General features: G+C 45.6%; 8 protein-coding genes. 3 read left to right on the top strand and 5 right to left on the bottom strand.

Annotated features, from left to right (window positions below; genetic code table 11):
* Positions 1-340 precede the first annotated feature (340 nt).
* Positions 341-1,570: a sodium:proton antiporter NhaD gene (gene nhaD, locus A3774_RS15855; protein WP_067869976.1), complete on the top strand. Its 1,230-nt coding sequence runs from the start codon at positions 341-343 to the stop codon at positions 1,568-1,570.
* A gap of 57 nt (positions 1,571-1,627) precedes the next feature.
* Here the strand turns inward: nhaD and modC are convergent, their stop codons facing one another.
* The 4 genes from modC to A3774_RS15835 form a co-directional block, all read right to left on the bottom strand.
* Positions 1,628-2,734 (bottom strand): molybdenum ABC transporter ATP-binding protein, encoded by a 1,107-nt coding sequence (modC, locus tag A3774_RS15850; protein ID WP_067869973.1) that lies wholly within the window; start codon positions 2,732-2,734, stop codon positions 1,628-1,630.
* Between the two features lie 16 nt (positions 2,735-2,750).
* A complete protein-coding gene (gene modB, locus A3774_RS15845; protein WP_067869969.1) occupies positions 2,751-3,437 on the bottom strand; it encodes a molybdate ABC transporter permease subunit in 687 nt (228 codons plus the stop codon).
* Complete coding sequence (gene modA, locus A3774_RS15840) at positions 3,434-4,198, bottom strand: molybdate ABC transporter substrate-binding protein (RefSeq protein WP_067869966.1); 765 nt, start codon at positions 4,196-4,198, stop codon at positions 3,434-3,436. Before modA ends, modB begins: the two co-directional genes overlap by 4 nt.
* 216 nt (positions 4,199-4,414) lie before the next feature.
* Positions 4,415-4,843 carry a cupin domain-containing protein gene (locus A3774_RS15835; protein ID WP_067869963.1) on the bottom strand — a complete coding sequence of 143 codons (429 nt, stop codon included), beginning with the start codon at positions 4,841-4,843 and terminating at the stop codon, positions 4,415-4,417.
* Positions 4,844-5,034: 191 nt separating this feature from the next.
* On the opposite strand from A3774_RS15835, the gene A3774_RS15830 reads away from it, so the two are divergent.
* The gene (locus A3774_RS15830) at positions 5,035-6,417 is read left to right on the top strand and encodes a histidine kinase (protein ID WP_067869960.1); all 1,383 of its coding nucleotides are present in this window, start codon (positions 5,035-5,037) and stop codon (positions 6,415-6,417) included.
* Positions 6,404-7,054, top strand: coding sequence for a response regulator (locus A3774_RS15825; RefSeq protein ID WP_067869957.1), 651 nt, complete (start codon positions 6,404-6,406; stop codon positions 7,052-7,054). The genes A3774_RS15830 and A3774_RS15825 overlap by 14 nt, the downstream gene beginning before the upstream one ends.
* Positions 7,055-7,133: 79 nt before the next feature.
* Here the strand turns inward: A3774_RS15825 and A3774_RS15820 are convergent, their stop codons facing one another.
* Positions 7,134-8,423: an ISL3-like element ISPpu12 family transposase gene (locus tag A3774_RS15820; RefSeq protein WP_067869954.1), complete on the bottom strand. Its 1,290-nt coding sequence runs from the start codon at positions 8,421-8,423 to the stop codon at positions 7,134-7,136.
* Positions 8,424-8,453: the final 30 nt, after the last annotated feature.

Raw genomic sequence — 8,453 nt, 5'->3', positions numbered from 1 at the left:
AGAATTTAGCCCAGATCTAAACTGACAGACACCAGATAAAAAACGGGTAACTGTCAGATCAAGTCTGAGCTACTACAACTAAAGGTCATGCCTAGCGGTAATCTAGAGATGTCGGGTATGGTTTTTTCTGTTTTACCTTTGGTCTTCTTTTAAGCGGAAGCCTTTTGTTCAAGCACTATAGATAATGAGTTAACTTTTAAGTAAACCTATTTAATTTCCATATTAAGTAGGTTTTTTTTATGCTTCTTTTGGGTCAGCTCCAACTATCAATTTATTTATGGTAGGAATGCAGGGATAATTGTGTACCTTTTTTCCACTTAGTTCAAATCGGGAACTAAAGATGCACGTTTTACTTCTGAGCCTTATTGGTCTCGCTTTCGTCTTAATTATTATTGAAGACCTTATTCACCTAAATAAAGCTAAATCGACTCTGTTTATTGGCACGTTGGTTTGGATATTAGCTTTTGTTTTCCCAGAGCATAGCGTTGCACATATCAAAGAGGGGTTAAATGAAAACCTTTTAGATATAGCGACATTGTGGCTGTTTTTAATGGCGGCAATGACATTTGTTGCGTACTTGAACCAGCAGGGGTTGATTACTCAGTTAGTTTATCGGTTACTCCCCACTAAATTGACGCTGCGAACGTTGATGATCTTAATGGCCCTAATGGGGCTTATGTTCTCCTCTTTAGCGGATAACATCACTGCATCTTTGATCATGCTCTCGTTATTAACCTCACTTAAGTTGGATAAGAAACAAACACTTAAGTTTGCCACGCTGATTGTCTTCGCGGTGAACTCCGGAGGTGTTTCCTTGATTACGGGGGATGTAACTACCTTAATGATCTTCTTGGCAGGGAAGGTCGATATCACTGACCTATTCCTTTTAATTGGTCCAGCTTGTGCGGGTGTTATCTCTTTAGCTTTGTTACTTATGTGGGGGACAAACGAAGAGGTTACATTACCGAAGTTTAAGCGCCCAATTGCAACAGTTGATAAGTTAATCGCGGTTCTATTCCTTTTGACTATTTTTAGCACTCTCTTTATGAGTGTTGCGTTTTCTGTACCGCCAGTATTGACCTTCCTGTTCGGATTATCGGTGATGTTTATCTCTCATCGTTTGTTCCATCGTAGTGAGAAATCACCTGATATCTTAGAGTCTGTGCGAGAGATCGAGTTTGATACCTTGCTGTTTTTCTTAGGGGTATTGCTGCTGGTGGGGATGCTTAAAGAGCTTTCTGTCTTGGAGTTTTTGTTACAGCTTTACGATATTTTACCCACTTATTTGGCTAACTTTGTTGTTGGTATATTGTCGGCGTTAGTGGATAACGTTCCATTAACTGCGGCTATTTTGAAATCAGGTATTAGCATGAGCACTGCTGAATGGCTGGGGCTCACTTATGCTGTAGGTGTTGGTGGCTCTATCTTGATTATTGGCTCCGCCGCCGGTGTTATCGCGCTGAGTAAACTGGAAGAGGTCTCTTTCATTACTTACCTACGTTTTATTCATTGGCTGCTGCTGGCGTACACATTAGGTTATGTGTCAGTGATGTTTATCGCTAATTTATAAAAACGCTGCAAACTCTCTCGAAAAGGCTTAGTACTCATTACTAAGCCTTTTTTTTGGCTAACTGATTAGTGCGACAGATTTTATTTGTGCCCATAGCTTTTTGCCCGGCTCCAATTGGAGGCGGTCAATGGATTTACAGGTTAAACGCGCTATAAGGTACTCGCTCCCTGTTTTTAAGCGTATTAATGCCATTGCCTCATCAGTGTCGGCTGCTATTTCATCTACAGTAACGGCTAATCGATTAAGGATGCTTGAGTCATTATCGGGTGTTAAGGTTAGACTAACATCCCGTGCGAGTACCCGAACTCTTACCGCTTGATTGAGTTCATCTCCTCGGTCTCTTACCCAAAGCTCACCATCGGAAAATGCAATGCGAGCCAAGTGCCATTTCCGGTCACGTTCAATTACATGGCCTTGAAGAACTACACCAGTATCATCACCATAATCTAAAGGTAGATCGATTTGTGAAAAAACTTCGGTGAGCCCCCCTTGTGCGCTGACCTTACCTTGCTTTAGAACCACAACATGGTCTGCTAAACGAGAGACCTCATCCATAGAATGGCTGACGTAAATAATAGGGATCTCTAAGCTAGAGCCTAGACGTTCCAAATAGGGGATAATCTCTTGTTTGCGCTGTTTATCTAAAGAGGCAAGCGGCTCATCCATCAGCAGTAATAGAGGGTTGATTAGCAAGGCTCGGGCGATAGCGACACGCTGCCGTTCACCGCCAGATAGTTGTTGTGGGTAACGGTGTAAAATATCGTGGATCCCCATAATATCAATGGCGTGATCATACAATTGATTAGAGGCTTTTTTGCCTGCTCGCTTGCGAGCATAGTTGAGATTGCCGAGTGCGGTTAGATGCGGGAAGAGGCTTGATTCCTGAAAGACATATCCTAAAGGGCGTTTGTGGGTCGGCATAGATAGTGAAGCATTTTGCCATATCTCTCCATTAATGCTGAGCTGCCCCTTATCTGGTTCCTCTAAGCCTGCAATACAGCGTAGTAGTGTGGTTTTGCCTGAACCTGATGGGCCAAAGATCACTGTTACCCCCTGACTAGGCAAAGTCAGATCTATATCCAGAATAAAGCTGTTATCCTGAGCTTCAGGGTGCTTTAACTGGAATGAGGCCTGTATATGGTTGTTACTGATATCAGATTGCATAGATAAGAGGCCTCATCTAGTTTAAAAGCGAAACTTTTTGTTTACGCTGGAGCCAATACAGCGCTAAAAGTACCGAGAAAGAGAAAATAAGCATAGCGCCAGACAGGGCATGTGCCTGCATAAACTCCAGTGCCTCGACATGATCATATATCTGTACAGATATGACGCGGGTCTCTCCCGGAATATTGCCACCTATCATTAATATAATGCCAAACTCTCCCACTGTATGTGCGAAACCAAGAATCGATGCGGTTATAAACCCAGGCTTTGCTAGCGGTAGAACAACGGTAAAAAAGCGATCAAAAGGGCCTGCTCTCAGCGTGGCAGCAACCTCTAAAGGACGTTCTCCTATAGCTTCCATCGCGTTCTGGATCGGCTGTACAACAAAAGGCATAGAATAAAATACAGAGGCGATGACAAGTCCCCAGAAAGTAAAGGGCAGCGTACCTAAGCCTAGGCTCTGAGTAAATTGGCCAAAGAAACCATGAGGGCCCATCGCTATGAGAAGGTAGAAACCAAGTACAGTGGGCGGCAGTATCAGAGGTAGGGCAACTATAGCTGCTATAGGTGCTTTCCAGACCGAACTTGTTCGAGCTAGCCACCAAGCGATAGGCGTGCCTATTATTAACAGTAACAAGGTAACCGTTGTCGCTAGACGCAATGTTAGCCAAATGGCCGCTAAGTCCGCTTCCGAAAAACTCATGGATTAGCTGCTAAAGGTTTATAACCATAAGATGTCATGATCTGTTTTACTTGCGGCTCTTTGATGAAACTGAGGAGTGCTTGGGCAGCAGGACTATTTTCTCCGCGTAATAATAACACTACATCCTGTTTGATTGGATTATATAAATTTTCAGGAATAACCCAACTAGACCCGGTTTTTAATTTTCCATCTTTTAATATTTGAGAGAGGGCTACAAAGCCTAGTTCAGCATTTCCAGTGCTGACAAATTGATATGTCTGGGCAATGTTCTCACCTTGTACCCATTTATTTTGAGTTGCTTCAATTAATGAGAGCCGTTCTAGCACTTCTATGGCTGCTACTCCGTAAGGAGCCAGTTTCGGGTTTGCGAGTGCCAGTTTGTTAAATTGGAGCTGTTTCAACCGTTCCGCATTTCCTTTAACAAAGCCTTTCTGCGATGACCAAAGCGCAAGGCTACCTCTTGCGTAAGTAAAACGGCTAGAGGGTGCTATAAGCCTATCCCGTTCAAGTTGTTCAGGTTTTTTTTGATCGGCGGAAAAAAAGACTTGGAATGGGGCACCATGTTTTATTTGCGCATAAAACTTACCGGAGGATCCAAAAGATAAGCGTACTTTATGGCCGGTGGATTGCTCAAATAAAGAGGCTATCTCTTTCATCGGTGCTGTAAAGTTAGAGGCTACTGCGACGCTAATCTCTTCCGCCTTAGCGGTGGGAAGTAACAAACTAAGTACAAGAAGGCAGATAATCGAGATAGATCGCATCGATTTTCTCCGTAATTCACTATTTACTTATGAGTGAATTTAATAATGAGTGGTGGTTTTGGTTATATGGTAGCGGATATATAAGATGATCAAAAGTGATAGGGAGAGCGCGTCTGTTATTAGCTGGCTTTTGGTCGGTAGTAAGAGAGAAGAGGTGACCGTTTTTGGGCCACCCCCTTTTCGCCCAATACCAAAAACCTTACTTTAAAGGGAGAGTTAGGCGGTATAAATGGCAACTAAGTCAGACATAGATAGAGTGCCTACTATATTTTGTTCTGGATCCATTAGGTCGTATAGAGTGCCGCCGGAGGTGTTATCAAAAATACTGAACAAGATAATAGTGCCTCCGTCACCACCACATTCAGCATGAGGAGCATCGGATGGTTGTGCAACAGTGTAGCTTCCTGTTGCTCGTACCTCCGACAGCGTACCATCAGCATCATAGATGTGATGTTCTCCTTTAAGGACTAACAATTTATTCAGTGAATTATGACGATGAAGAATGATCGGCTTATGGGGTTCAAATTTAAATAGGATTTCTGCGCGCTGCTGTTCTTCGTCGATGTGGAGAATTGAGTAACGAAAGTGCTCTAAATCACCAAATTGGTTCCATTCAACAACATCTTCAATGTATTGCGGGCTCATGACTTATCCTCTTATTATAGTTAACCACGACTTCAGCTTTAGCATTGTCATGGGGGCAGTGGTGGTACGTTAGCTTGGATCTTGTTGTCATGTCACAGCCAAATTGACTAAGAGGGTCGGGTATATAGCCCGATACATTAAGTCGATGGTTTTTTTAGAATGAATTCTTAATAACTTATAAAGTGCTTACTATGCGACCGATCAAGCTTAATACATTGTTGATGTTACTCGTTATCTTCACCGGTTCAGTGGCGATGAGTGTATCGGCGGTTGTAGCCTTGTACCAATCGAACAAAGAGGCGCAAGATCAGGCCGCCCAAATTGCTAACTCGGTTAAACAGCAGTTAGAGTGGCAACTTTTAAAAGCACATAACCTAATGCAACGTCCTACCGACTTTCCCGATTTTTTTCTTTGGCAGAATAGTAATAGTAGTATTTCAGGTTTTTGCATTCAGTATGAAACGTTAGAGGGACGGCTTGAACGCAGTTTATGCAAAGGGGATGTTTCAGAAGAGATTTGGCCTGCGTGGTTTAAAACTCTTTATCTCTATCAGTTTGGGACTGAGCAGGGCAGCCAACGTGATGTAGTGTTTAACGAGGAAGTTAAAGGTCGGATTAATGTTACACCCAGCTTTTTAGTAATGCTGCACCGAGCGTGGCGAGATATGAGCAACTTAATGGAGATGTCCGTTATTACGGTTATGACCTTATGTATCTTGCTTTATATTACATTAGGATGGGTACTGAAGCCTGTACATTTGACGACCGCTGCTTTAGGTAAAATACAGGCGGGGGATCTCTCGGTTCGGTTACCAGATTTAAGGGTTAAAGAGTGGCAGGACACGGCTCAAAGTATTAATGCGATGGCATCCACATTGCAGGAAACTTTTGAGGAACGAAAGCAATTATCGATGAAGTTACTGCATCTGCAAGAGGAGGAGCGGCGGCATCTTTGCCGAGAGTTACATGATGAATTAGGTCAGTCCTTAACTGGTTTAAGAGCCATCGCTTATTACATGGAGGGCGAGGCTAAGGATCATTGTCCCTCACTTCTACCTAAAGTGTCTCAAATCACAGAGATTGCCCAACAGATGATGGGATTGGTTAAGACCTTGCTGTTTAAATTACGCCCTGCGGATTTGGATGAACTGGGATTGATGGAAAATCTCAGCTCTATGATTGATGAGTGGAACACTAAGCATCAAGAGGTGGATTGTCATGTGGTGACCGAGGGGCGGTGTGATGAAATACCTGCGGCTATAGCGGTCAATTTATTGAGAATCGTACAGGAAAGTCTGACAAATGTGGTAAAGCATGCGTCAGCGTCACGTGTTGAGGTATTTCTCTGTTGCCCTTATTCAGGGAGGGAGCAGTTATTATTGCAGATCGAGGACAATGGGAATTTAACCCGCGCCGAAACATTGCTGAAACCGGGTAATGGTTTATTAGGTGTCAAAGAGCGTGTTAATGCGTTAAATGGTGAGGTTAACTTTGCGCGTTCTGCTCTTGGTGGCTTGAAGGTTGAGGCGATTATACCTGTGCTCGGATATGAGGTGGCCGATGGGACTCATTAATATTTTATTGGTCGATGACCATGCAATTGTGCGTGAAGGTTATCGATCTTTATTAAATAAACAGCCGAGCTTAAATATTATTGCAGAAGCTGAAAGTGGTGAAGATGCTTATGTGCTTTACCGTCAGCATAAGCCAGATCTGTTAATCCTTGACCTATCCCTGCCAGGGAAAGGGGGGTTAGCAACTTTGATTCAAATTCGTCAGTTAGATCCTAAAGCTAAAGTATTGGTGTTTAGTATGCATCAGAATCCTTCTATGGCGAAAAAAGTCATTGAGGCGGGGGCTAAAGGGTATATTACGAAAAGTAGTGCGCCGGCAGAACTGGTTCAAGCGGTAATGGATGTTGTAAACGGAAGGTTAGCTATTAGCGAAGATATAGCAAGAGCTATAGCGATGGATAGTTTGCATGGCAAGTCAGCGATAGTGAATAAGCTGTCCACTCGAGAGTACGAGATTCTTCGTATGTTAGTCGAAGGGAAAACCAAGGCAGATATTGCCGAAACCTTATCTATTAGCGTTAAAACAGTTTCAAACGCTTATTACATTATTAAAAGTAAGCTTGAGGTGAAAACAGATCTTGAATTAATGCATGCGGCATTACAGGCAAGAGTCGTTTCTGTTTCTGATTATCTATAGTGAGTAAGCTCTTCTTTTCTGGGGTATACGGATTTAATGGTTGATGGGGCACCTTCACCCCATCAATCTGATACCACCCTCAGATGGTTGATAGATCGACTCCGTAGTTGAATTCCTCTGCGAAGTCCGGCAGTCCGTAACCGATGGTTTTCTTGTAGAAAGGAGAGACCTTCGCAGTCGGTGCCTTCTTCTTGTGCTTCGTGGTGTAGAGCATTCGTGCCCGCATCACCTCGAAGGAGTAACCGCGCCCTTCACGGTTCTTGTCCTTGGCCAGTCGGTTGATGGACTCCGTGTAAGCGTTGGTGACGGGCATGTCCGTCTCGAAGTGGGTCATGGTCTCTTCGCGCCAGTTTCCCACTGCCCTGACCAGATCGCTCCAGACTTCCTTTTGGCCCTTCGGGATGGTGGCTATCCACTCGTCCAGGGCGGCTTCTGCCTGGAGCCGTGTGGTGGCGTCCCAGATGCCGTAGAAGCGCTCCTTGTGCTCGTAGGCGGCCAGCAGTTGCGGGAACGCGCCTGTCCAGGTCTCCATGATGAGGCGCTCCCGGTCTGAGACTTCGTGAGCGCGTTTCAGCAGGATTTTCCGGTCTCCCTTGAGAGTCCGGCTCTGGGACGGTTTCAGCTCCTTTCTGAGGCCCTTGCGCACTCTCTCTAGGGCATCGTTGGCCATGCGCACCACATGGAACTTATCGACCACGATACGGGCCTGGGGCAGCACAGCCTTGACCGCTGCCCGGTAGGGGTTCCACATGTCCATGCTGACGATCTCGACCTTCTGCCGGTCTTTCAGCTTCATCAGGTAGTTGGTCACCACGTCCTGGCGGCGGGTGGCCAGCAGGTCGAGCAGGGTTCGCTCCTCAATGTTGGTCAGAATGCAGCGGTAGCGCTTGTTCAGGTATAGCTCGTCAATGCCCAGGATGCGGGGCGTCTCGAAGCGGTGCCAGCGCCCCAGGAACTCGGCGCGGGCGTTGAAGATGTCGCGCACCGTCTTCTCGTCCAGACCGGTCTGTGCCGCCACAAAGGTGTAGGGGTGGTTGAAGGATTCCTTCTCCACGTACTCATGCAGCCGCAGTGTCATACGGAATCCGTCCACCATCTCCGGTAGCTGGGGCCTGAATGTTGTCTTGCAGGCCCGGCAGGTGTATCGGCGGCGGACCACCCAGAGAGTGACCCGCTTGCCGTGGATGGGCAGATCACGATAGGGAACGTCACGCTTGCCGAACCGTACGAACTCACCCTGCACGCCGCATTCCTCGCAGGCGATGGGATCGGGCACGTCCACCTGGAAGTGCATTTCGTCGTCGGTTGATTTGCAGCCCAGTACTTGGTATTGCGGCAGGTGAAGGATGTTGTCGGGAAGTTCGGTCATGGTGTTGTATAGGCGTAGGTGTCAGTCAGA

This window comes from Neptuniibacter marinus (assembly GCF_001597725.1).
GTDB lineage: Bacteria > Pseudomonadota > Gammaproteobacteria > Pseudomonadales > Balneatricaceae > Neptuniibacter > Neptuniibacter marinus.
The sequence above is the reverse complement of the archived record's forward strand: the minus strand, read 5'-3'. Positions and strand labels throughout refer to the sequence as shown.

Bases quoted from the DNA above. Each gene is read 5' to 3' on its own strand.
- A3774_RS15820 (WP_067869954.1), bottom strand. From the start codon at position 8,423: ATGACCGAACTTCCCGACAACATCCTTCACCTGCCGCAATACCAAGTA.
- A3774_RS15825 (WP_067869957.1), top strand. From the start codon at position 6,404: ATGGGACTCATTAATATTTTATTGGTCGATGACCATGCAATTGTGCGT.
- A3774_RS15835 (WP_067869963.1), bottom strand. From the start codon at position 4,843: ATGAGCCCGCAATACATTGAAGATGTTGTTGAATGGAACCAATTTGGT.
- nhaD (WP_067869976.1), top strand. From the start codon at position 341: ATGCACGTTTTACTTCTGAGCCTTATTGGTCTCGCTTTCGTCTTAATT.
- modB (WP_067869969.1), bottom strand. From the start codon at position 3,437: ATGAGTTTTTCGGAAGCGGACTTAGCGGCCATTTGGCTAACATTGCGT.
- A3774_RS15830 (WP_067869960.1), top strand. From the start codon at position 5,035: ATGCGACCGATCAAGCTTAATACATTGTTGATGTTACTCGTTATCTTC.
- modC (WP_067869973.1), bottom strand. From the start codon at position 2,734: ATGCAATCTGATATCAGTAACAACCATATACAGGCCTCATTCCAGTTA.
- modA (WP_067869966.1), bottom strand. From the start codon at position 4,198: ATGCGATCTATCTCGATTATCTGCCTTCTTGTACTTAGTTTGTTACTT.